This is a genomic window from Mesorhizobium sp. M4A.F.Ca.ET.090.04.2.1, from assembly GCF_003999085.1.
Taxonomy (GTDB): domain Bacteria; phylum Pseudomonadota; class Alphaproteobacteria; order Rhizobiales; family Rhizobiaceae; genus Mesorhizobium.
In genome coordinates, this window is the sequence record NZ_RZOT01000011.1 from 1 (window position 1) to 21,628 (window position 21,628).

Below are 21,628 nucleotides of genomic sequence, written 5' to 3' on the forward strand. Positions count from 1 at the left end.
GTTTGGGCTGCCGCTTCAGCCCGAGGAACATCACATGATAGGTGCCGGGCTTGAGCTCGACCTTGCCGCCGGCAGAAATCTCGAGGCCGCCGCCGACCGGCCGCATGGTCATGACGCCGTCCTTGACGCCCATCTCATGCAGTTCCGCCTTCTCCGAAATGTCGGAGGCGATCGACAGCAGCCTGTCCGGCGCGCTGCCTTTGTTGACGATGGTGAAATAGCCGCCAGCCACCTTGGCGCCGGCAGGCGTGGCCCGCGACCAGGGATGCTCGATTTCGAGATCGCCGGCCTTGAATTCATGCGCGAAGGCGGCGGGAGCGCCGACGAACAGCATGGCGAGGGTGGAAAGGACGATGCCGAGGCGCTGCCAGCGCCGGGATCGGTTGCTGCGGCAAGAGGCGCTGGCCTGCGTTGCGGTAAAAGAAGACATGGTTGCTCCATGATGCGGTAATCGCACCGCCGCGACGCCGCGGACGGTCCGGATGTTGGATGAATGCGCCCGCGAAAGGTTCTGCGAGGCGAGCCGAGACGGATCAGGCCGTCGCTGGCGGCGCGCGCGGGTTCGATGGAGAGCGATCGCGGGCGAAATCGACATGTGTGAAGGCCGGCGGCGCGAACACCACGGCCTCAAGGACGAGGCTGCGGACGAGAACGCTGGCATCGGGCGGCGGCGCGTGGGTAGCGGAAACCATGCTGCAACCAAGCACGCAGCAGGCCGGCATGTGCTGCTGGTGCGGATCGCTGCTGGGAAGCTGGGTAGCGCCCTCATGCGTGCAGATGACATTGCCGAAGGCGTCGAGCTGCGCGGCGGCCGGCCCGGCCGCGAAGGCGCCAAGCGCCGACTGGAGCACAAGCACCAAGATCGCGACGAACGCGACCCTTATGCTCCATTGTCTCCGCCGGATGTCCAAGCTCTGCCTCTCCACGCAGCAATGGCAGATACGTAGCATGCGGCCAACGGAGCGAAAATCGCCAAATCGCGGCTGCGGCAACGCGGCGCGACCAGTGCGTATCGCCGGGACCCGGGCGCGGCTCAGGCGTGTTGCGGCTGCCGCCCCTCGGGAATCGAGGTCAACAGCGTCTGGCGCGCCGACTTCAGGTGCTTGCGGCAGGCGGCGTCGACTTTGCCGAGATCGCGCGACTTCAGCGCCGCGATATAGGCCAGATGCTCCTGGACGGCGACCTCGTTGCGCTCGCGCTCCTGAGCCTTGTTCCACTGGTAGTGGTAGTGGAAGATCATGGCGATGACGTCGTAGAAGTCGACGATGAAGCGGTTGTGCGAGGCGCGGTGGATCAGCCGGTGGAAGCGCTCATCCAACTCGGAAAACGCCGTGAAGCGCGTGGCGATTTCGCGCGCCAACTGGCGATGCTCATCCTCCAGTCGGTCGAGATCGGACCAGACCGGGCTTTCCTCGGGCAAGGCGGCGAAAGCGGCGGCCGAGCGTAGCTCGAACATTTCGCGGATTTCGGTCAGCTCCAGCGCGAAAGCACGGGTAAAGCCCTTCAGCACCCAGTGGCTGTTGCGCCGCTTCTCGATCAGGCCGAAGCGGGAAAAGCGGATGAGGAATTCGCGCACGCTGGTGGTGCCGACGCCGATCTCGCGCGCCAGCTCCAGCTCGTTGATCTGCATGCCTGCCTCGGCGCCACCGGCAAGTAGCCTGCGCATGAACGAGCGCTCGATGATCTCGGCCAGCGTGTCGGTCTCCTCCTCGGGGAAGAAGTCGTCCGGCCGCGGCGCGCGCAGCACCGTCTTGCTGCGCTTGTTCCAGGCGATCAGCCCGATTTCCGCCATGCGTGCAAGGATGCTGCGCACTGTGGTGCGGCTGACACCGAGCAGGGTGCCCAATTCCGGCTCCGACGGCAGGCTTTGTGTCTCGTCGAGCAGCCTGAGGCAGCGATTATAGGCATCCTTGTAGACGTTGTTGCTTTTCGACATTCCCCGCCCCGTTGCGCGCCGGCGCTTGCAGTGGCCGGCCTGAAGCGCGATACGTTCCTAACGCATGCTTCCGGAAAGCTGAATCGCTTTTCGGACGCCGGCGGACTGGCCCTTGCGCCCTCACAGACGGCGCCCTCGCGAAAAAACATTTGACGCAAAAATGTTTTTTCACGATAAAAGACATTATCCATTAACTGACGCGTGTCAATCCGCCCACGCACCCAGGAACATCCCAGGAAACCGCCCGTGAACGCCGCAAACAGCATCCTCCTGTCTCCCGCCGACAATGTCGCGGTCGCCAATGGCCGCATCGAGATCGGCACGGCGTTGCCGGGTGGTGATGTCGCCGTCGCGGTGATCGACCCTGGCCACAAGGTGGCGGTCAAGCCGATCGCGGCCGGCGAGGCGGTAGTGAAATATGCTCAGGCGATCGGCCGTGCCACGCTGGACATTGCGCCTGGCGAGCATGTCCATTCGCACAATTTGGTTTTCGAGAGCGGCCGCCTGCCGGTGGTGCCGCCGAGCGAGGCCGAGCACGCGACCGAGGCCGACCGTGCCCGCACCTTCATGGGCTACCGCCGCGCCGATGGCCGCGCTGGCACCCGCAACTTCATCGGCATCATCGCCAGCGTCAACTGCTCGGCCACCGTCTGCCACGCCATCGCCGACGAGGCCAACAGAACGCTCTTGCCGAAATATCCGGGAATCGACGGCTTCGTGCCGATCGTGCATGGCCAGGGCTGCGGCATGAGCGGCACCGGCGACGGCATGATGGTCCTGCACCGGACGCTCGCCGGCTATGCCCGTCATCCGAATTTCGGCGGCGTGATGATGGTCGGGCTGGGTTGCGAGGTCAATCAGTTGACCCTTTACGGCCAGAAGGGTGTCGCCGCGGGCAAGCGCCATTTCAACATCCAGGAAGCCGGCGGCTCGCGCAAATCGGTCGAGAAGGCGATGGGCGTGCTCGCCGAGATCGCCGAGGAAGTCGGTCACCTCAAGCGTGAACCGATTCCGGTCAGCGAGATCGTCGTTGGCCTGCAATGCGGCGGCTCCGATGGCATGTCGGGCATCACCGCCAATCCGGCGCTGGGCGCGGCCGTCGATATCCTCGCCGGCGTCGGCGGCATCGGCATCCTGTCCGAGACGACGGAGATTTACGGCGCCGAGCATCTGTTGGCCTATCGCGCGGCAAGCCCCGATATCGCGGCCAAGCTCGACGGCTATGTGAAGTGGTGGGAGGACCATGTCGCCAAGCACGGCGCCTCGATCGACAACAACCCCTCGCCCGGCAACAAGCGCGGCGGCCTGACCACCATCCTGGAGAAGTCGCTGGGCGCGGTCGCCAAGGGTGGCCAGACGCCGCTCAATGGCGTTTTCGGCTATGCCGAGAAGGTCACCGGCCACGGCCTGGTGTTCATGGACACGCCCGGCTACGATCCGGTCTCCGCCACCGGCCAGGTGGCGGGCGGCGCCAATGTCATTGTCTTCACCACCGGCCGCGGCTCCTGCTTCGGCTGCCGTCCGACGCCCTCGATCAAGGTCGCCACCAACTCGACCATGTACCACCAGATGGAAGAGGACATGGACGTCAATTGCGGCGTCATCGCTTCCGGCGAGAAGACCATCGCTGGCATGGGCCGCGAGATCTTCGAGCTCATCGTTGAGACGGCGTCCGGTCGTAAGACCAAGAGCGAGGCGTTCGGCTACGGCGACAACGAGTTCGTGCCCTGGCACCTCGGCGCGACGCTCTAACCACCGACAAATGATCGCGGGCGACCAGACGGCCCGCAAGGGGAGGCCTTATGAACAAACGCCGGATCGGCACCACTGCGCTCGAGGTCACCGAAATCAGCTTCGGTGGCGCCGCGATCGGCGGGCTCTACCGCGCCTGCCCACGTGAGCCGGCGATGGAAACGCTGCAGACGGCCTGGGATGGCGGCCTGCGCTATTTCGACACCGCGCCCTTCTATGGCTTTGGCCTGTCGGAGCGGCGAACAGGCGATTTCCTGCGCGAGAAGCCGCGCTCGTCCTATGTGTTGTCGACCAAGGTCGGGCGCCTGTTCCGCCCCGTGCCGGAAGACCAGGTGCCGGATCATTCCTATGTCGATCCGCTGCCCTTCGCGCTCGACTACGACTATTCCTATGATGGCATCATGCGCTCTGTCGAGTTCAGCTACGCGCGTCTTGGCCTCAACAAGATCGACATCCTGTTCGTCCACGACATCGGCACCTACACGCATGGCGTCGAGAAGACGAAGCTGCATTTCCGCCAGTTCATGGATGGCGGGTTGAAGGCGCTGGAGGAGCTGAAATCGTCCGGCACGATTTCCGCCTACGGCCTCGGCGTCAACGAGGTGCGGATCTGTCTCGATGTGCTCAGCCGGGCGCCGCTCGACTGCATCCTGCTCGCCAGCCGCTATTCGCTCCTCGACCGCAGCGCCGAGGCCGAGTTGCTGCCGCTCTGCCGGCAGCGCCGGACGTCCCTGATCATCGGCGGCGTCTTCAACTCGGGCATATTGGCGACCGGTCCGGTGCATGGCGCGCATTTCGACTACCAGCCGGCGAGCAAGGATATCCTCGACCGCGTCGGCGCGATGGAGCGGATCGCGGCTGACGGCGGCTATCCGCTCGCGGCCGCTGCCTTCCAGTTTCCATTGCATGAGCCGGTCGTCGCTTCTGTGCTGACCGGCACGGCCAAGCCGGCCAACCTGACGCGCAATCTGGAGCTGCTCGACATCGAGGTGCCGCCGGCGGAATACGCGAAATACGATCCTTATACGGTGGTTCAGGAACTCGGCTGAAAGGCGGAGCTCCTGCCCGGCTCGGTGCGTCGCATGGGCGAGCATGCCTCACGATCACGAGAGAATGAATATTCCATATTGACACTTGCATGGAACTAATATTCCATCTCAATTCGAGAGGATCGGAAGCGTTCGAACGTAGCGACGGCAAACTCAAAGGCCTTTGCGCAGCGACGAAACAGCACTTGCATCGACCGGATCGATGCACTATCAAAAAACGGCAAATGTTTTTTATTGATAAAGTTCTGTTGGGGCAGCGCCTATCCGAACGGAGCTTCCGTAACCTTCACCAGGCGATCTAGGGAGGAACCCTCATGAAATTCGTGACCAGCATTCTCAACCGCCGCGCCTTCGTCGCGCTCGCCGCCGCCTCGATGCTCGCAGGCGCCATGCATTCGGCGCCGGCCTCGGCGGCTGACGTGACCATCCCGATCATCGTCAAGGACACCACCTCGTTCTACTGGCAGATCGTGCTGGCCGGCGCCCGCAAGGCCGGCAAGGATCTCGGCATCAATGTGCCGGAGCTCGGCGCCCAGGCCGAAACCGACGTCAACGGCCAGATCTCGATCCTCGAGAATGCCGTCGCCGGCAATCCGGCTGCTGTCGTCATCGCGCCGACCGAAGCCAAGGCGCTCGGCAAGCCGATCGACGAGGCCGCCACCAAGGTCAAGGTCATCGGCATCGACTCCGGAGCCGACTCCAAGGCCTTCACTTCGTTCCTGACCACCGACAATGTCCAGGGCGGCCGCGTCGCCGCTGACGGACTTGCCGCGGCCATCGGCGCTGCCAATGGCGACAAGGTTGAAGGCAAGGTTGCGCTGATCACCGCGCTGCCGGGCGCCGGCTCGCTCGAGCAGCGCGCCCAGGGCTTCAAGGAACAGCTCAAGGCCAAATATCCCGGCCTCGAACTGATCGCCGACAAATATGCCGACGGCCAGGCCACGACCGGCCTCAACATCGCCACCGACCTGATCACCGCCAATCCGGACCTGAAAGGCATCTTCGCCTCCAACCTGATCATGGCGCAGGGCGTCGGCCAGGCGATTGCCGAGAACAACCTGGCCGGCAAGGTCGGGCTGATCGGTTTCGACAGCGATGAGAAGCTGATCAAGTTCCTCAATGACGGCGTCATTTCCGGCCTCGTCGTGCAGGATCCGTACCGGATGGGTTATGACGGCATCAAGACCGCGCTTGCCGCCTCGAAGGGCGAGAAAGTCGAGGCCAATGTCGACACCGGTGCCAATCTCGTCACCAAGGCCAACATGAAAGAGCCGAAGATCGACGCGCTGCTCAATCCGAAGCTCGACTAAGCATCGCGATAGGCGCACTGTTTCCGGGGCCTCGCTGCCCCGGAAACACCAGCAAATCTGGAATCCGGTGGCTTGAAGTGCCCTTGACGGTGCAGCCCGCCGCACCGTTGCGTGCCAATCGTAAGGCCGATCTGGGAGGATTGTCATGACGTCGACGGCGCAGGACCTGCACCCGGCTCCAACACTGGAGCCCGGCAGGACGATCCTCGAACTCAGGGGGCTGGAGAAGCGCTATCCCGGCACGCACGCGCTCAAGCCCGTCAACCTCGCCTTCAAATCCGGCGAGATCCACGCCATCGTCGGCGAGAACGGCGCCGGCAAATCCACTCTCATCAAGCTCCTCACCGGCGTCATGCCGCGCACCTCCGGCGACGTTATCTGGGAGGGCAAGCCGGAAGCGCTGGCGACCCCGCATGAGGCGATGGCGCTCGGTATCAATGCCGTGCACCAGGAGGTCGTTCTCTGCCGCCACCTCACGGTCGCCGCCAACATGTTCCTCGGTGAGGAGAATTCGCGCTTCGGCATCCTGCAGCAGCGGGCCATGGTCAAGGATGCGCAGAAGATCATCGATGGCCTCGGCTTCGACCTGCCGGCGCACGTCATGCTCGGCGATCTCACCATCGGCCAGCAGCAGTTGATCGCCGCTGCCCGCGCCACGGTGCGCGGTACCAAATTCCTGATCTTCGACGAACCGACCGCCTACCTGACCCGCAAGGAGGCCGATCAGTTGTTCACGCTGATCCGCCGGCTGAAGGGCGAAGGCGTTACCATCATCTATATCAGCCATCGCATGGAAGAGGTGTTCGAGCTCGCCGACCGCGTGTCGGTGCTGCGCGACGGCACGCTGGTCGGCACCCGCAACATCGCCGAGACCAACGACGCCGAACTGGTCAAGATGATGATCAACCGCTCGATCGAACAGATCTACCACAAGGAGCATTTCACGCCGGGTGCCACCATCGTCGAGACTCGGACCCTCTCCGGGAAAGGCTTCGAGAATGTCTCGATGAGCGTCCGTGCCGGCGAGATCGTCGGCCTCTACGGGCTGATCGGCGCCGGCCGCAGCGAATTTGTCACCACGCTCTACGGTCGCCACAAGAAGTCGGCCGGCCAGATCCTGTGGGAGGGCAAGGAGGTGCAGGTCAACTCCGAGCACGATGCGATCCGGCTCGGCATGGCGTTGGCGCCGGAAAGCCGCCGCGACCAGGGCCTCTGTCTCAATTTGCCGGTTGGCCTCAACCTCAACCTGCCGATCTACAAGCGCATCTCGAACAAGCTGCTGATCTCCAACACGCAGGAAAAGGCCGAGGCCGATCGCCAGATCGCCGGCCTCAGGATCAAGACGCCGACGCGCAACGCGCTCGCCTCCAGCCTGTCCGGCGGCAACCAGCAGAAGATCGTCATCGGCAAATGGCTGGCGCATGGCGCCAAGCTGTTCATCTTCGACGAGCCGACGGTCGGCGTCGATGTCGGCACCAAGGCCGAGATCTACCGCCTGTTCTCGACGCTGCTGTCCAACGGCGCCGGCATCATCCTGATCTCGTCCTATCTGCCGGAGGTCTATGAACTCGCCGACACGCTGCATGTGTTCCGGCGCGGCAAGCTGGTCGCCACGCATGGCTTCCGCACCGCCGACCACGAGGACATTCTCTCTCAGGCGCTCGCCGAGAAACAAGAAAAACCGGGAGGACAGAAATGAGCACCGAGGCGATCGCGGCCGAAAAGCCGAAGCGCAACTACAATGCCCTATTCGGGCTGACGCTGCTGGCGCTGCTGGTTCTGTTGTGGGTCATCCTGTCGGTGACGACCCAGAGCTTCGCCTCCGCCAACAACATCTCCAACCTGCTGCGTCAGGGCTCGATGATCGCCATCCTGGCGGTCGGCCAGACGTTCGTCATCATCACTGGCGGCATTGACCTCTCGGTCGGCGCCGTTGTCGGCTTCGCCACCGTCACCACGGCGATGCTGATCAATGCCGGCGTGCCGGTCTTCGCCGCCATCCTGATCACCCTGCTGGTCGGCGTCGCCATCGGGTTGTTCCACGGCTTCGGCATCGTCAGGATGGGCCTGCCGCCCTTCATCATCACGCTGGCCACGCTGACCTCGCTGCGCGGCATTGGTCTGCTGATGACGAACGGCAATTCGATCTCGATCAACAACGATGCCTTCCAGGAATTCTCGCGCAATTCCTTCGTCGGCATCCCCAATCTGTTCTGGATGGTGATCCTGGTCGGCATCCCGGCCTACATCTTCCTGCACCACAGCCGCTGGGGCCGCTACCTGTTCTCGGTCGGCTCCAACGCCGAGGCCTCGCGCCTGTCGGGTGTCAATGTCCAGCGCACCATCTACATGGCCTATACGCTGTCCGGCCTGTGCGCCGCCTTTGTCGGCGTACTGCTCGCCTCGCGCATCGGCATCGGCAATCCGACCCAGGCCGAGGGCTGGGAGCTGCAGGCGATCGCCTCATCGGTGATCGGCGGCACCTCGCTGTTCGGCGCGGTCGGCTCCGTGCACGGCCCGCTGCTTGGCGCCTTCATTCTCGCCACCATTAACAACGGCGCCAACCTTTTGAATGTCAACGCCTTCTGGCAGCGCATCATCACCGGCGTGCTGATCATCGTCATCGTCTATTTCGACGGGCTGCGCCGCCGCGGCAAGTAAGCTGACCTCGACCGCCGGCCTTCGCTACAGCCCGAGTGCCGGCGGCCCCATCAACAGACTGGATTGAAGCATGAAAGCCGTCGTCTGCCGCTCGCCCGGCGATCTTGTCCTCGAGGACCGCCCGGCGCCGGGGGCGCCGCCTGCCGGCTGGGCGCGGGTGGCGGTCAGCCATGTCGGCATCTGCGGCACCGACTACCACATCTTCGAAGGCAAGCACCCGTTCCTCGCCTATCCGCGCGTCATGGGCCACGAGGTCTCCGGCACGGTTGTCGAGACGGGCGAAGGTGTTGCGCTGAGCGCCGGCGAGGCGGTCATCATCAATCCCTATCTCGCTTGCGGCAAATGCATCGCCTGCCGGAAAGGCAAGCCGAATTGCTGTGTCAGGATCGAAGTGCTCGGCGTCCATCGCGACGGCGCCATGTGCGAGGAGATCCTCGTGCCGGCGCAAAATCTTTATCCGGCGAACGGTCTCTCTCTTGCCGATGCCGCCGCCGTCGAATTCCTGGCCATCGGCGCGCATGCGGTGCGCCGCGCGCAGGCCGAGCCTGGCGCCCGCGCGCTGGTCATCGGCGCCGGCCCGATTGGGCTCGGCACCGCCCTGTTTGCCCGCATCGCCGGCCTCGATGTCAGCCTGCTCGATATGAGTAGCGAACGCCTGGGCTTTGCTGAAAACGAACTGGGCTTCGCCACGCTCGATGGCTCGAAGGCACAGGCGACCGATCTGGCGCGCGAAGCGACCAGCGGCGAAGGTTTCGACATGGTCTTCGATGCCACCGGCAACACGCAGTCGGTGCAGTCGGCCTTCGCCCATGTCGCGCATGGCGGCAGCCTCGTGCTCGTCAGTGTCGTCAAGGACGACATCACCTTCTCCGACCCGGAATTCCACAAACGCGAGATGACACTGATCGGCAGCCGCAACGCGCTGAGCGCCGACTTCGACCACGTCGCGGCTTCGATCCGCAATGGTGCCGTGCAGATGGGAAAGCTCGTCACCCATCGCACGACCCTTGCCGGCACGCCTCGCGACCTCGCAAGGTGGGCGCATGAGAAATCAGGCCTGATCAAGGCCGTCATCGAAGTCGGGTAGGACCATGCTGAGGATCGACGCGCACCAGCATTATTGGCAGATCGCGCGCGGCGACTATTTCTGGATGGGGCCGCACGTCGCGCCGATCGTTCGCGACGTCTTCCCGGCCGACCTCGCGCCGCATCTGCAGGCCGCCGGCATCGCCCGCACCGTCGTGGTGCAGGCGGCGGCGACCGTCGCCGAAACCGAATTCATGCTCGACCTCGCCGACAAGGACGACAGCATCGCGGCCGTGGTCGGCTGGGTCGATCTCGAGGCCGACGATGTCGAGGCGACGCTGCGCCGGCTGGCGGCGCGGCCGAAGTTCCGCGGCATAAGGCCAATGCTGCAGGACATCGACGACACCTTTGATATTTTGAAGCCGAAGCAGCTCGCCGCGCTGAAGCTTTTGCCGAAACTCGGCCTGCGTTTCGACGCGCTGGCGCAGCCGCGCCATTTGCCGGTGGTCGCCGCACTCGCCGACCACATGCCTGACCTGCCGATCGTCGTCGACCACGCGGCAAAACCCTTCATCGCCAAGGGCATCCTAGAGCCCTGGGCGAGCGACATGGCGGCGCTGGCGAAGCGGCCGTCGGTGGTCTGCAAATTCTCCGGCCTGGTCACCGAGGCCGGGCCGAACTGGTCGATCGCCGGCCTCAAGCCCTATGCCGACCACCTGCTCGCCTGCTTCGGGCCGGACCGGCTGATGTTCGGCAGCGACTGGCCGGTGTGCGAGCTCGCCGCCACCTACGAGAATTGGCTGGCCGCCGCGAGGGAACTCCTGGCAGGCCTTTCGCCGGTGGAGCAGGACGCCGTCTTCGGCGGCACGGCCGCGCGCTTCTACGGCATCAGCTAGTCATTGGCCGACAGTTTCAGCTCGACCCGCTCCGCCGGAAACCGCGACTCGGAAAACTGGATCGGCTGACCGTCGAGTGTGACGTTGACCGCGACCGTCACCAGCACGATGGCGCCGGGCTGCAGGTCGAGATCGGCAAGATCGGCGGCATCGGCATGGCGCGCCGACAGCACCGTCGATTGCCTGAGATAGTCGTTGATGCCGAAGCGCTTCAGCGATGCGGTGACCGATCCCGTCTCCGCCATGGCGGCATCGATGCCGGCGAAGCGTTTGGCGTCGAACCAGGCGGTGGCGCGCGACACCGGATGGCCATCGGCTTCGCCGCGCGTCTCCAGGCGGAGCACGGCGGCTCCCCTGGCGAGCTTCAAGGCATCGGCGATGCGCCGGCTGGCCGGCTCAACCGATGAGGCAAGCAGCGCAATATGCCGTTCGCTCGTCTGCCCCTGCAGGCCCGTCGAAAAGCGCGTGCGGGCGCCGATCGGGTAGGAGAGCCGCTTGCGCGACAAAACGAAGGTGCCGCGCCCCTGCTCGGCCCTGAGCACGCCTTCCTGCACCAGCGCCGCGATGGCGCTGCGCACCGTATGGCGGTTGACGCCATAGCGTTCGGCAAGCGCCATTTCCGGCGGCAGCGCCGCGTTCTCGGCAAAGTCGCCGGCGGCGATTCCCTGCAAAATCTGATCGGCGATCTGCCGCCACAGCGAAACGCCGCTGCGCCGCTCGATGCTGGCTGCCTGCTGCCCACTCATGCCCGCCCCCGGTTCTCTCACCAGCCCAGACTTTTCGCCGGTGTCATCCACCCGTCATGGACTCGCGCTAGCTAATGCGTATAATTTGTATAATTGTCTATATCAATAGACAAATTTGCGCAACCGATGGAGTGCCGCCATGCGAGGACAGGAAGCGCGCGAGCAGGCCGGGCGCAAGGCGGCGATGGCGACGCTGGCGCAGTCCGGCGGCGACGAGATCGCCCGGCTCTGGAGCGAGGCCGGCCTGCCCCTGGAAGCCGAGCTACTGCGCGGCCCCGAAACCGGCCTGGTGACGGTGCGCGGCCGCATCGGCGGCGGCGGCGCGCCCTTCAATGTCGGCGAGGCGACGGTCACCCGCGCCACGGTGCGCCTGCCCTCCGGCCAGGTCGGCCATAGCTATGCGCTCGGCCGCGACAGGCAGAAGGCGAAGCTGGCCGCGATCGCCGATGCGCTGTGGCAGGACCCGGCCCATCGCGACGTTGTCGAGACCAGGGTGATCGCGCCGCTGCGCGCTGTGCTCACCGAGGCGCACGAAAAACGCCGTGCCGAGACGGCGGCGACAAAAGTGGATTTCTTCACCATGGTGCGCGGAGAGGACTGATGGAGACGCAATCGATCGAAGGCGGTTTCGCCGATCCGGTCTTCAATGCGCAGACGGTGTTCCGCGCCGTCATGGATGCGATGGCGCGGCCGGGCAGCGTGCAGCCGCTGCCGGCCTTTGCCCGTCCGCCGGCGCCACTGTCAGCGACTTCAGGCGCGGTCGCGCTGGCGCTCTGCGACAACGACACGGCGCTCTGGCTCGATCCGGGCTTGCAAGCCGAGCCGTCGGTCAGATCCTGGCTCGGCTTCCACACCGGCGCGCCGCTCGCCAACACGCCGGCCGACGCGCATTTCGCCATTGTAGCCAGGCCCGCGGAGATGATGGCGCTGGATGGCTTTTCGCAAGGTACGCAGGAATATCCCGACCGCTCGACGACGCTGATCCTCATCGTCAGCGATCTCGCCTCGGGCGTTCCCTTGCTGCTCGAAGGCCCCGGCATCGAGAAGATGGCGATGCTCGCGCCGGCCGAGATGCCGCGTCACTTCATCGAACAGTGGAAGCAGAACGGCCAGCGCTTTCCGCGCGGCGTCGACATCATCCTGGCAGCACCGGACGGGGTCGCCTGCCTGCCGCGCACCACGCGCATCAAGACGATGGAGGCCTGACATGTATGTCGCGGTGAAAGGCGGCGAGGCCGCGATTGCCAATGCGCACCGCCTGCTTGCCGATCGCCGTCGCGGCGACCGCTCAGTGCCGGCGTTGCGCCTCGACCAGATCGTCGAGCAGCTGGCGCTCGGCGTCGACCGGGTGATGAGCGAGGGTTCGCTCTACGACCGCGAGCTGGCCGCGCTCGCCATTGTCCAGGCACGCGGCGACATGATCGAGGCGATCTTCCTCATCCGCGCCTATCGCACCACGCTGCCGCGCTTCGGCTACACCAGCGCGGTCGATACCGGCGCCATGCTCATCGAGCGCCGCGTGTCGGCGACCTACAAGGACCTGCCCGGCGGTCAGCTGCTCGGCCCAACCTTCGACTACACCCACCGGCTGCTCGATCCCGAACTTGCCGCCGGCGGCGACGTCGCCGAGCCGATGGAACGCCCCATCGAGGCCGAGCCGATGCCGCGCGTTTCGGCGATCCTCGCCCGCGAAGGCCTGATCGAGGCCGACGGCGACATGCCCGGCGACCACGTCCCCGGCGACATCACCCGCGAGCCGCTGCAGTTCCCGATGGCGCGCGACATCCGCTTGCAGGCCCTGTCGCGCGGCGACGAGGGGTTTCTGCTGGCTCTCGGCTATTCCACCCAGCGCGGTTATGCCCGCAACCATCCCTTCGTCGGCGAAATCCGCATTGGCGCGGTCGAGCTGGAACTGGAGGTGCCGGAACTGCCCTTCGCCGTGCCGCTGGGGTCGGTCCGCGTCACCGAATGCCAGATGGTCAACCAGTTCAAGGGCTCGGCCAAGGCGCCGCCGCAATTCACCCGCGGCTACGGCCTGGTCTTCGGCCAGAGCGAGCGCAAGGCGATGGCGATGGCGCTCTGCGATCGGGCCTTGCGGGCCAGCGAATTGGGCGAGGATGTCGTCGCCGCCGCGCAGGACGAGGAGTTCGTCATCTCGCATTCCGACAATGTCCAGGCGACCGGCTTCGTCGAGCACCTGAAGCTGCCGCATTATGTCGACTTCCAGGCCGAGCTCGACCTTGTGCGCCGTATGCGCGCCGAGCACGACGCCCGCGAAAATCACCGCACTGGCGAGGAGAAGCGGGAGGCCGCCGAATGATCGAGAGCCTCTCCCACATAACCTTCGTCGTGCGCGACCTCGACCGCATGAGCGAGATCCTGACCGGCGTATTCGACGCGCGCGAGATCTATGACAGCGGCGCCCGGCAGTTCTCGCTGTCGCATGAAAAATTCTTCCTGATCGGCGATCTCTGGATCGCGATCATGCAGGGCGAGCCGCTTACCGAGCCCAGCTACAATCACATTGCCTTCAAGATCGACGACGCCGATTTCGACCGCTACGCCGAGCGTGTCAGAAAACTCGGCCTCGACATGCGCCCGCCGCGTCCGCGCGTCGAGGGCGAAGGCCGCTCGATCTACTTCCACGACGACGACACCATCTGTTCGAGCTGCACACCGGCACGCTGGCCGAGCGGCTGGCGCGCTACAGGGAATTGGAGGTCGTGCAATGAGCTCAGCTGTCTCCGCCACCGTGACCGGCGTGCCCACCGCTATCGTGTCCACTGTGGCCCTCGTAGCCACCACCGCCGCCGTACCAACTTTCGGAATTGTTGGAACCTTCCCTTGGCGCCGGAAAAATCGTGCGCCGAAGAAAAAAGACGACCGCGCCGGCGAACGCCAGAAACACGATCCCGAGGTGCATCCATCCGGCAGAATTCATTTCGATCGGGTCCGGTTTCCACGCCTTGCAAGTCAATTCGGTAGCACGGAGCGGATGGTATAGCCATGAGCGACATCGTCACCTACAACTTCGCTTATCTCGACGAACAGACAAAGCGGATGATCCGCCGCGCCATCCTCAAAGGCATCGCCATACCCGGCTACCAGGTGCCCTTCGCCTCGCGCGAAATGCCGATGCCCTATGGCTGGGGTACCGGCGGCGTCCAGGTCACCGCTTCGATCATCGGCCCCGACGACGTGCTGAAGGTCATCGACCAGGGCGCCGACGACACCACCAATGCCGTCTCGATCCGCGCCTTCTTCAAGAAGGTCGCCAACGTCGCCGTCACCACCGAGACGGCCGAGGCCTCGATCATCCAGACCCGCCATCGTATCCCCGAGCATCCGCTGAGCGCGGGCCAGATTCTGGTCTATCAGGTGCCGATCCCCGAGCCGCTGCGCTTCCTCGAGCCGCGCGAGACCGAAACGCGCAAGATGCATGCGCTGGAGGAATACGGCCTGATGCATGTCAAACTCTACGAGGACATCGCCAGGCACGGCCGCATCGCCACCACCTACGCCTATCCGGTCAAAGTCGAGGGCCGCTACGTGATGGACCCGTCGCCGACGCCGAAATTCGACAATCCGAAGATGCATCGTTCGCCGGCTTTGCAGTTGTTCGGCGCCGGCCGCGAAAAGCGTATCTATGCCGTGCCGCCCTTCACCGACGTCGTCAGCCTCGATTTCGAGGACCATCCGTTCGAGGTGCAGACCTTCGACCAGCCCTGCGCGCTCTGCGCAGCCGAGAACGTCTATCTCGACGAGGTCATCCTCGACGACCATGGCGGCCACATGTTCGTCTGCTCCGACACCGACCACTGCGAGAAGCGGCGTGAGGAAGGCCATCGCGGCCACCTTGCGCCTGACGCCCAACTTGCTCTCGAAAAAACGGAGCCGGCCGAATGACCGACGAACCGCTGCTGCGCGTCTCGGCGCTGTCCAAATTCTACGGCTCGCGCGTCGGCTGCGAGACTGTCAGTTTCGACCTGTGGCCGGGCGAAGTGCTGGCGGTGGTCGGTGAATCGGGCTCCGGCAAGACGACGCTGCTCAACTGCCTGTCGACCCGGCTGCTGCCCTCTTCCGGCACCGCCAGCTACCGCATGCGCGACGGCCAATGGCGCGAGCTTTACCGCATGAGCGAGGCCGAGCGTCGCTTCCTGATGCGCACCGACTGGGGTTTTGTCCACCAGAACCCAGCCGATGGCCTGCGCATGACGGTGTCGGCCGGCGCCAATGTCGGCGAGCGGCTGATGGCCGTCGGCGACCGCCACTACGGAAAAATCCGCGCCACCGCCGTCGACTGGCTGTCGCGCGTCGAGATCGACGAGGACCGCATCGACGACGAGCCGCGCGCCTTTTCCGGCGGCATGCGCCAGCGCCTGCAGATCGCCCGCAACCTCGTCACCGGGCCGCGCCTGGTGTTCATGGACGAACCGACCGGCGGCCTAGACGTCTCGGTGCAGGCGCGCCTGCTCGACCTGCTGCGCGGGCTGGTCACCGACCTTGGCCTGGCGGCCATCGTCGTCACCCACGACCTCGCCGTGGCGCGGCTACTGTCGCAGCGCATGATGGTGATGAAGGACGGCCACGTCGTCGAAAGCGGCCTGACCGACCGCGTCCTCGACGACCCGCGCGCGCCCTATACGCAGTTGCTTGTTTCTTCGATTTTGCAGGTGTGATGATGGCGCCAAGTCACCCCCCTCTGTCACGGGCTATCTGCAATGTTGGAGATTGGCGAAACCGCACGAGGCCGCCCCTTCTCCCCGTCACTATACGGGGAGAAGTGCCCGGCAGGGCGATGAGGGGCGGCGCTGACGTGGCGGGAATGCGCGCGGACGCCAATGCCGTCCCAGGAGCGTCGCCCAGCGCAGAGCACTTCAGCTGGACCTCGGCGCTGCCCCTCATTGTCCTGCCGGACATTTCTCCCCGTATAGTGACGGGGAGAAAGGGCCATATTCTCCCGCCGATCGGCGACAATAGGAGGACCTTCTGATGCCCACCCCTCTCGTTGTCTCCGATGTCGCCAAAAGCTTCACCATGCACCTGCGCGACGGCATCCGCTTGCCGGTGGTCGCCGGCGTGTCCTTCTCGATCCGCGCCGGCGAATGCGCCGTGCTTGGCGGCCCGTCCGGCGCGGGAAAAAGCTCGATCCTGAAAATGCTTTACGGCAACTACGCCGTCGACGAGGGCCAGATCATCGTCCAGCACCAGAACAGCCTGATCGATCTCGCCAGCGCCAGCCCGCGCACGGTGCTTGCCGTGCGCCGGCAAACGATCGGCTATGTCAGCCAGTTCCTGCGCACCGTGCCGCGCGTCTCGGCGCTCGACGTCGTCGCCGAGCCGCTGGTCGAGCGTGGCGAGGAGCGCGGGGCAGCGCGCGACAAGGCGCGCGCCTTGCTGGCGCAGCTCAACCTGCCGGAAAAGCTCTGGGCGTTGCCGCCGGCGACCTTCTCCGGCGGCGAGCAGCAGCGCGTCAACATCGCGCGCGGCTTCATCACCGAGCATCCGGTCCTGCTGCTCGACGAGCCGACCGCCTCGCTCGATGCCAGGAACCGCGATGTGGTGGTCGAGTTGATCGCCGCCAAGAAGGCGGCGGGCGTCGCCTTGCTCGGCATTTTCCACGACCAGGATGTGCGCGAGGCGGTCGCCGACCGCATCATCGACGTCACCGCCTTCGCCGCCGGAAAGATCGCGGCATGACAAGGAAGCTGTCGGAAACACCGCTGGTTCATCCGACCGCGCAGATCGAGAATTCGACGCTCGGCCGCTGGACCGAGATCGCCGATCGCAGCCGGGTCTCGGAAAGCGAGCTCGGCGACTATTCCTACATGATGCAGGATTGCGCCGTCTGGTGCGCGACCATTCGCAAGTTCTCCAACATCGCGGCCGGCGTGCGCATCAACGCCACCAACCATCCGACCTGGCGGCCGACGCTGCACCACTTCACCTACCGCGCCTCCGACTATTGGGACGACGCCGAGCACGAAAGCGAATTCTTCGCAGAGCGCCGTGCGAAACGCGTCACCATCGGCCACGACACCTGGCTTGGCCATGGGTCGACCATCCTGCCCGGCGTCACCGTCGGCGATGGCGCGGCGGTCGGCGCCGGCGCCGTGGTGTCGAAGGATGTTGCGCCTTACACCATCGTCGGCGGCGTGCCGGCGAAGCCGATCCGCGAGCGTTTCGACCGTCGCACCGCCGAGCGCTACCAGGCGCTCGCCTGGTGGGACTGGGACCATGCAAGGTTGCGTGCTTCGCTCGACGATTTCCGTGCGCTTTCAGCCGAGGCGTTTCTCGAAAAATATAGCTGACGTCACCGATGTTCACGTGTGCGTCATTGCCAGGGACGGACGCTGGAATTTCATATCCCTGACACAGGATTAGGTCACGAGGCGGTCTTTCTCTGGAGATCGCAATGCTCGATTTGGTCAGACCCTCGCTCGCCGGTTTCTTCGAAGGCACCAACCCGACGCCTCCGGTGCATCTCGGCACTCGTTACGACGCGGCGGGCAACTTCCTCCTGGAACCTGGCAACACGGTCGTCAGCCACCTCGTCAACGGCTCGCCCTCCGAAGCGGCGGTCATCGAGGTGCGCGAGCGCATGCGCGCCATGCTTGACGCCAACCGGCTTGCCTTCACCCCGGTCTCCAGCCTGCACATGACGTTGTTCCAAGGCATCATCGAGCGGCGCCGCCGGCTCCCCTATTGGCCTCGGGATGTGGCGCTCGACACCGGCATCGACGACATGACCCGCCTTTATCTGGAGCGCCTGGAAGGCTTCCAGGGGAGCGGCGCGTTCAGGATAAGAGCCATCGGCGTCACCCCGAACGGCCTTACCGTTGCCGGCGCCTCGGACGAAGACCGGCGCATCCTCCAGGCCTGGCGCGATGCACTGTCGGTGCCGTTCGGCTACCGCCACCCCGACCATGACACCTACGTCTTCCACATCACCTTCGCCTACCAGATCCGCCGCCTTGCCGACGAGCGCGCGGCGGCCTGGCAGGACCTGTTCGACGATTGCCTGTCCTTCCTCGACCGCGAAGCGCCGGTCATCGAACTCAATCCGCCGGCCTTTTGCAGTTTCCGCGACATGAAGCATTTCGAGGAGCTCCTGGTCCTCGGTTGAGCCCATGCATGGCGCCCAAAAGTGCCTAGCGGTATGGGACAACGACATGCAGGCATTCCGGCTCTGGGCCCTGGCCTGTGGGCGGTAACAAAACTGACATCAATCCGACACGGCAGGTTCATGGCGTTGCGCTAGCCAAGGTCAACAGACCTTCAAAGCGCGACTGGACTGGAGCTTTGCCCATGTCAGCAACATCCGCCACGCTCGAAATCCGCGGTGTCACCCGACGATTCGGCAAGAACACCGCGGTCAGCGCCGTCGACCTGTCGATCCCGCAGGGCCAGATGGTCGGCATCATCGGCCGCTCCGGCGCCGGCAAATCGACGCTTCTGCGCATGATCAACCGTCTCATCGACCCCAGCCAGGGGTCGATTTTTTTTGACGGCGCCGAAGTCTCCCGCCTGCAGGGTTCGCCGCTGCGGCGCTGGCAGCGCGACTGCGCCATGATCTTCCAGCAGTTCAACCTGGTACCGCGCCTCGACGTGCTGACCAACGTGCTGCTCGGCCGGCTAAACCACCGCTCGACGCTCTCCAACCTGTTCGGCATGTTCTCGCGCAGCGAATGCGCCGAGGCGGTAGCGGCGCTTGAGCGCCTCGACATCGCCCGCACCGCGCTGCAGCCGGCTGGCACGCTGTCCGGCGGCCAGCAGCAGCGCGTGGCGATCGCGCGCGCCATGATGCAACAGCCGAGGGTGCTGCTCGCCGACGAGCCGATCGCCTCGCTCGACCCGCTCAACGCCAAGGTGGTGATGGACTCGCTGCAGGACATCAACCTGCGCGAAGGCATCACCGTCATCACCAATCTGCACACGCTGGACACGGCGCGGGCCTATTGCAACCGCATCATCGGCATGGCCGCCGGCAAGGTCGTGTTCGACGGCGCGCCCGAGGATCTCGACCGCGACGCCGTGCGTCTTGTCTATAGTGCGGACAGCAATGGCGCCGATATCTCCGAGGCCATCACGTCGACCAGCGTCAACTTCAAGCCGAAGATTACCGCATCCGCCGGACCGCTCGAGCCCGCATTCCCCGGCTACTAGTCGATGTTTGCGAACCGTCCGCGCTGACGAAGAGCGGCAACCGGTTCGGCAAGGATCATGGCCAAGAAAACGAGCAACCCGGATCGCCCGCCCGCGTCAAAGGCAGCTGTCAAAAATTCGAACGTCGCCGGCGCGAGGCCGGAACAACAGGAGAGAGATCCAAATGTTTAGGAAGATGGTTTTTGGCGCCGTATCACTGCTCGCCATCGCGACGAGCGCTGCTCATGCCGCTGACCTCAAGGAATTCCGCGTCGGCATCCTTGGCGGCGAAAACGAGACGGACCGGCTGCGCAACTACCAGTGCCTGGCCGACCATTTGAAGGCAGAATTCGGCTTCGAGAAGGTCTCGCTGTTCCCGGCCGCCGACTACGACGGCGTCATCCAGGGCCTGCTCGGCGGCACGCTCGACTTCGCCGAGCTCGGCGCTTCCGGCTATGCCAGCGTCTATATCAAGGACCCCAAGGCGGTCACCCCGATCCTCACCACCCAGCAGACCGACGGCGCCACCGGCTACTATTCGATCGGCCTGGCGCTGAAGTCGTCGGGGATCACCGACATCAAGTCGGCCAAGGGCAAGAAGCTCGGCTATGCCGACCCGGACTCGACCTCCGGCTATCTGATCCCGCTGACCCAGATTCCGAAGGACACCGGCCAGTCGAACGAGGCCTTCTTCGCCTCGACCCAGTTCAACGGCGGCCATGAGAACAACATCCTCGCCGTCCGCGACGGCAAGGTCGACGTCGCGGTGGACGATTCCTCCGGCATCGGCGATTTCAAGAACGGCTATACCTCCGGCACCTTCCACAAGGAAGTCGCCAAGGGCGCCGTCGATCCGAACGACTTCGTCGAGGTCTGGCGCTCCGGCCTGATCCCGAACGGCCCGCTGGTCGTGCGCACCGCGCTCGGCGACGACATGACCGCCAAACTCACCGCCTTCTTCACCGCGCTGCCGACCAAGGACAAGGCCTGCTTCGAGGGCGTCGAGGGCGGCGACTTCACCGGCTACGTTCCGGTCAAGCCGGACTTCTACAATGTCATCGTCGAAGCCCGCAAAGCCGCGATCGGCGGCTGACGGCATCAGGAAAAAGGGCGGCGGTCAAAAACGCCGCCCTTTTTGCATCTCCCGATCATGACTTCAGCGACAATCCATTCCGATGCGACCCGCCTGGCGGCCGATGCCTGGCGGCGCCAGACGTCGTTGCGCCGGCTTTACACCGGCCTCGGTGTCGGCCTGCTTCTCGTCGCCATGTGCGCGACCATGTGGTTCGCCGACGAGGCCAATGCCGGCCACTTCTTCGAACGGCTGCCGCATTTGCTGGATTTCCTGAGCTGGCTGATCCCCAAGGACTGGAACGACGTCTGGCGGGCGCTGTTCGACGTCGCCTCGCCGCATGACATCGGCACGCAGGAATTCAACTTCCCACTCGGCCGCGTCTACGTCTGGGGCGATTTCTACATTCCCGAATATTTTGAGCTGATGCTGACCACGGTCAACGTGGCGCTGGTCTCGACCTTCATCGGTTTTGTCTTCGCCGTGCCCTTCTCCTTCATCGCCGCGCGCAACCTGACGCCGAGCCCGGCGCTCAGGCTCGTCGTCAAGCGCTTCATGGAACTGCTGCGCGCCTTTCCGGAGATCGTCATTGCCGGGCTGTTCGCGGCCATCGTCTCGATCGGCCCGGTCGCCGCCATCATCGCCATCGGCCTGCATTCGATCGGCGCGCTCGGCAAGCTCTTCTACGAGATCAACGAGAACATCGACATGCGCGCCGAGGAAGGCTTGCGGGCGGTCGGCGCCAACTGGTTCGAGCGCATCCGCTTTGCCGCCCTGCCGCAAGTGCTGCCCAATTTCATGTCCTATACGTTGCTGCGCATCGAGATCAACGTGCGCATCTCGACGATTATGGGCGCAGTCGGCGGCGGCGGCATCGGCGAGGAGCTGAAGCTCTCCATCTCGCGCGGCTTCGGCGCCAAGACGCTGGCGCTGGTGCTGCTGCTCTTCACCACCATCTTCATCGTCGACCAGTTCTCCGCCTGGCTGCGCCGCAAGCTCGTCGGCGAGCAGGCCTTTCTGATGAGCGCCTGACCA

Annotated in this window: 23 protein-coding genes and 1 pseudogene; 20 read left to right on the forward strand and 4 right to left on the reverse strand. The window is 64.9% G+C overall.

The window, feature by feature from the left end:
* From EN781_RS01920 to EN781_RS01930, 3 genes are all read right to left on the reverse strand, one after another.
* Positions 1 to 334, reverse strand: a 334-nt coding sequence (locus EN781_RS01920) for a copper chaperone PCu(A)C (protein ID WP_245492531.1), incomplete at its 3' end; no start/stop codon positions are given.
* Positions 335 to 533: 199 nt separating this feature from the next.
* The gene (locus tag EN781_RS01925) at positions 534 to 884 is read right to left on the reverse strand and encodes a DUF2946 family protein (RefSeq protein ID WP_126059356.1); all 351 of its coding nucleotides are present in this window, start codon (positions 882 to 884) and stop codon (positions 534 to 536) included.
* Between the two features lie 149 nt (positions 885 to 1,033).
* Positions 1,034 to 1,936: a GntR family transcriptional regulator gene (locus EN781_RS01930; RefSeq protein WP_126058238.1), complete on the reverse strand. Its 903-nt coding sequence runs from the start codon at positions 1,934 to 1,936 to the stop codon at positions 1,034 to 1,036.
* Between the two features lie 246 nt (positions 1,937 to 2,182).
* On the opposite strand from EN781_RS01930, the gene EN781_RS01935 reads away from it, so the two are divergent.
* The 7 genes from EN781_RS01935 (at position 2,183) to EN781_RS01965 (ending at position 10,630) form a co-directional block, all read left to right on the forward strand.
* Entirely contained in the window at positions 2,183 to 3,688 is a 1,506-nt protein-coding gene (locus EN781_RS01935) for an altronate dehydratase family protein (protein ID WP_127399740.1), read from the forward strand.
* 50 nt (positions 3,689 to 3,738) lie between these two features.
* Entirely contained in the window at positions 3,739 to 4,737 is a 999-nt protein-coding gene (locus EN781_RS01940) for an aldo/keto reductase (protein ID WP_126058236.1), read from the forward strand.
* Between the two features lie 314 nt (positions 4,738 to 5,051).
* The gene (locus tag EN781_RS01945) at positions 5,052 to 6,047 is read left to right on the forward strand and encodes an ABC transporter substrate-binding protein (RefSeq protein ID WP_127399741.1); all 996 of its coding nucleotides are present in this window, start codon (positions 5,052 to 5,054) and stop codon (positions 6,045 to 6,047) included.
* Between the two features lie 145 nt (positions 6,048 to 6,192).
* Complete coding sequence (locus tag EN781_RS01950; RefSeq protein WP_126058234.1) at positions 6,193 to 7,746, forward strand: sugar ABC transporter ATP-binding protein; 1,554 nt, start codon at positions 6,193 to 6,195, stop codon at positions 7,744 to 7,746.
* On the forward strand, positions 7,743 to 8,708 hold the full coding sequence (locus tag EN781_RS01955) for an ABC transporter permease (RefSeq protein WP_126058233.1): 966 nt from the start codon (positions 7,743 to 7,745) through the stop codon (positions 8,706 to 8,708). The genes EN781_RS01950 and EN781_RS01955 overlap by 4 nt, the downstream gene beginning before the upstream one ends.
* A gap of 70 nt (positions 8,709 to 8,778) precedes the next feature.
* Positions 8,779 to 9,795 (forward strand): zinc-binding alcohol dehydrogenase family protein, encoded by a 1,017-nt coding sequence (locus tag EN781_RS01960; RefSeq protein ID WP_126058232.1) that lies wholly within the window; start codon positions 8,779 to 8,781, stop codon positions 9,793 to 9,795.
* 4 nt (positions 9,796 to 9,799) lie between these two features.
* A complete protein-coding gene (locus EN781_RS01965; RefSeq protein WP_189347263.1) occupies positions 9,800 to 10,630 on the forward strand; it encodes an amidohydrolase family protein in 831 nt (276 codons plus the stop codon).
* On the opposite strand, the gene phnF is transcribed toward EN781_RS01965, so the two are convergent.
* Complete coding sequence (phnF, locus tag EN781_RS01970; RefSeq protein WP_126058231.1) at positions 10,627 to 11,376, reverse strand: phosphonate metabolism transcriptional regulator PhnF; 750 nt, start codon at positions 11,374 to 11,376, stop codon at positions 10,627 to 10,629. The genes EN781_RS01965 and phnF overlap by 4 nt on opposite strands.
* 139 nt (positions 11,377 to 11,515) lie before the next feature.
* Between phnF and phnG the strand changes: the two genes are divergently transcribed.
* The 13 genes and pseudogenes from phnG (at position 11,516) to phnE (ending at position 21,625) form a co-directional block, all read left to right on the forward strand.
* Positions 11,516 to 11,977, forward strand: coding sequence for a phosphonate C-P lyase system protein PhnG (phnG, locus tag EN781_RS01975; RefSeq protein ID WP_126058230.1), 462 nt, complete (start codon positions 11,516 to 11,518; stop codon positions 11,975 to 11,977).
* Positions 11,977 to 12,582 carry a phosphonate C-P lyase system protein PhnH gene (gene phnH, locus EN781_RS01980; RefSeq protein ID WP_126058229.1) on the forward strand — a complete coding sequence of 202 codons (606 nt, stop codon included), beginning with the start codon at positions 11,977 to 11,979 and terminating at the stop codon, positions 12,580 to 12,582. The genes phnG and phnH overlap by 1 nt, the downstream gene beginning before the upstream one ends.
* 1 nt (position 12,583) lies before the next feature.
* Complete coding sequence (locus EN781_RS01985) at positions 12,584 to 13,696, forward strand: carbon-phosphorus lyase complex subunit PhnI (RefSeq protein WP_126058228.1); 1,113 nt, start codon at positions 12,584 to 12,586, stop codon at positions 13,694 to 13,696.
* Positions 13,693 to 14,108: pseudogene (fosX, locus tag EN781_RS01990) on the forward strand (FosX/FosE/FosI family fosfomycin resistance hydrolase). Before EN781_RS01985 ends, fosX begins: the two are co-directional and overlap by 4 nt.
* Complete coding sequence (locus EN781_RS01995) at positions 14,105 to 14,380, forward strand: hypothetical protein (protein WP_126058227.1); 276 nt, start codon at positions 14,105 to 14,107, stop codon at positions 14,378 to 14,380. Before fosX ends, EN781_RS01995 begins: the two are co-directional and overlap by 4 nt.
* A 2-nt stretch (positions 14,381 to 14,382) precedes the next feature.
* On the forward strand, positions 14,383 to 15,282 hold the full coding sequence (locus EN781_RS02000) for an alpha-D-ribose 1-methylphosphonate 5-phosphate C-P-lyase PhnJ (protein ID WP_126058226.1): 900 nt from the start codon (positions 14,383 to 14,385) through the stop codon (positions 15,280 to 15,282).
* Entirely contained in the window at positions 15,279 to 16,055 is a 777-nt protein-coding gene (phnK, locus tag EN781_RS02005; protein WP_126058225.1) for a phosphonate C-P lyase system protein PhnK, read from the forward strand. The genes EN781_RS02000 and phnK overlap by 4 nt, the downstream gene beginning before the upstream one ends.
* 313 nt (positions 16,056 to 16,368) lie before the next feature.
* On the forward strand, positions 16,369 to 17,076 hold the full coding sequence (gene phnL / locus EN781_RS02010) for a phosphonate C-P lyase system protein PhnL (RefSeq protein ID WP_126058224.1): 708 nt from the start codon (positions 16,369 to 16,371) through the stop codon (positions 17,074 to 17,076).
* Positions 17,073 to 17,687, forward strand: a complete 615-nt coding sequence (locus EN781_RS02015; protein ID WP_126058223.1) for a DapH/DapD/GlmU-related protein — start codon at positions 17,073 to 17,075, stop codon at positions 17,685 to 17,687. Before phnL ends, EN781_RS02015 begins: the two co-directional genes overlap by 4 nt.
* A gap of 104 nt (positions 17,688 to 17,791) precedes the next feature.
* Positions 17,792 to 18,502, forward strand: coding sequence for a DUF1868 domain-containing protein (locus tag EN781_RS02020; protein ID WP_126058222.1), 711 nt, complete (start codon positions 17,792 to 17,794; stop codon positions 18,500 to 18,502).
* Positions 18,503 to 18,684: 182 nt separating this feature from the next.
* Positions 18,685 to 19,542, forward strand: coding sequence for a phosphonate ABC transporter ATP-binding protein (phnC, locus tag EN781_RS02025; protein WP_126058221.1), 858 nt, complete (start codon positions 18,685 to 18,687; stop codon positions 19,540 to 19,542).
* Between the two features lie 163 nt (positions 19,543 to 19,705).
* On the forward strand, positions 19,706 to 20,614 hold the full coding sequence (phnD, locus tag EN781_RS02030; protein ID WP_126058220.1) for a phosphonate ABC transporter substrate-binding protein: 909 nt from the start codon (positions 19,706 to 19,708) through the stop codon (positions 20,612 to 20,614).
* A 57-nt stretch (positions 20,615 to 20,671) separates the two neighbouring features.
* Entirely contained in the window at positions 20,672 to 21,625 is a 954-nt protein-coding gene (gene phnE, locus EN781_RS02035; protein WP_126058219.1) for a phosphonate ABC transporter, permease protein PhnE, read from the forward strand.
* Positions 21,626 to 21,628: the final 3 nt, after the last annotated feature.

Excerpts from the sequence above, each read along its gene's own strand:
- phnL (WP_126058224.1), top strand. The coding sequence starts at position 16,369 with ATGCCCACCCCTCTCGTTGTCTCCGATGTCGCCAAAAGCTTCACCATG.
- phnK (WP_126058225.1), top strand. The coding sequence starts at position 15,279 with ATGACCGACGAACCGCTGCTGCGCGTCTCGGCGCTGTCCAAATTCTAC.
- EN781_RS01985 (WP_126058228.1), top strand. The coding sequence starts at position 12,584 with ATGTATGTCGCGGTGAAAGGCGGCGAGGCCGCGATTGCCAATGCGCAC.
- EN781_RS02020 (WP_126058222.1), top strand. The coding sequence starts at position 17,792 with ATGCTCGATTTGGTCAGACCCTCGCTCGCCGGTTTCTTCGAAGGCACC.
- EN781_RS01945 (WP_127399741.1), top strand. The coding sequence starts at position 5,052 with ATGAAATTCGTGACCAGCATTCTCAACCGCCGCGCCTTCGTCGCGCTC.
- EN781_RS01940 (WP_126058236.1), top strand. The coding sequence starts at position 3,739 with ATGAACAAACGCCGGATCGGCACCACTGCGCTCGAGGTCACCGAAATC.
- EN781_RS01930 (WP_126058238.1), bottom strand. The coding sequence starts at position 1,936 with ATGTCGAAAAGCAACAACGTCTACAAGGATGCCTATAATCGCTGCCTC.
- EN781_RS01950 (WP_126058234.1), top strand. The coding sequence starts at position 6,193 with ATGACGTCGACGGCGCAGGACCTGCACCCGGCTCCAACACTGGAGCCC.
- phnD (WP_126058220.1), top strand. The coding sequence starts at position 19,706 with ATGTTTAGGAAGATGGTTTTTGGCGCCGTATCACTGCTCGCCATCGCG.
- phnF (WP_126058231.1), bottom strand. The coding sequence starts at position 11,376 with ATGAGTGGGCAGCAGGCAGCCAGCATCGAGCGGCGCAGCGGCGTTTCG.
- EN781_RS02000 (WP_126058226.1), top strand. The coding sequence starts at position 14,383 with ATGAGCGACATCGTCACCTACAACTTCGCTTATCTCGACGAACAGACA.
- EN781_RS01965 (WP_189347263.1), top strand. The coding sequence starts at position 9,800 with ATGCTGAGGATCGACGCGCACCAGCATTATTGGCAGATCGCGCGCGGC.
- EN781_RS02015 (WP_126058223.1), top strand. The coding sequence starts at position 17,073 with ATGACAAGGAAGCTGTCGGAAACACCGCTGGTTCATCCGACCGCGCAG.
- phnE (WP_126058219.1), top strand. The coding sequence starts at position 20,672 with ATGACTTCAGCGACAATCCATTCCGATGCGACCCGCCTGGCGGCCGAT.
- phnG (WP_126058230.1), top strand. The coding sequence starts at position 11,516 with ATGCGAGGACAGGAAGCGCGCGAGCAGGCCGGGCGCAAGGCGGCGATG.
- EN781_RS01995 (WP_126058227.1), top strand. The coding sequence starts at position 14,105 with ATGAGCTCAGCTGTCTCCGCCACCGTGACCGGCGTGCCCACCGCTATC.
- phnC (WP_126058221.1), top strand. The coding sequence starts at position 18,685 with ATGTCAGCAACATCCGCCACGCTCGAAATCCGCGGTGTCACCCGACGA.
- EN781_RS01960 (WP_126058232.1), top strand. The coding sequence starts at position 8,779 with ATGAAAGCCGTCGTCTGCCGCTCGCCCGGCGATCTTGTCCTCGAGGAC.
- EN781_RS01955 (WP_126058233.1), top strand. The coding sequence starts at position 7,743 with ATGAGCACCGAGGCGATCGCGGCCGAAAAGCCGAAGCGCAACTACAAT.
- phnH (WP_126058229.1), top strand. The coding sequence starts at position 11,977 with ATGGAGACGCAATCGATCGAAGGCGGTTTCGCCGATCCGGTCTTCAAT.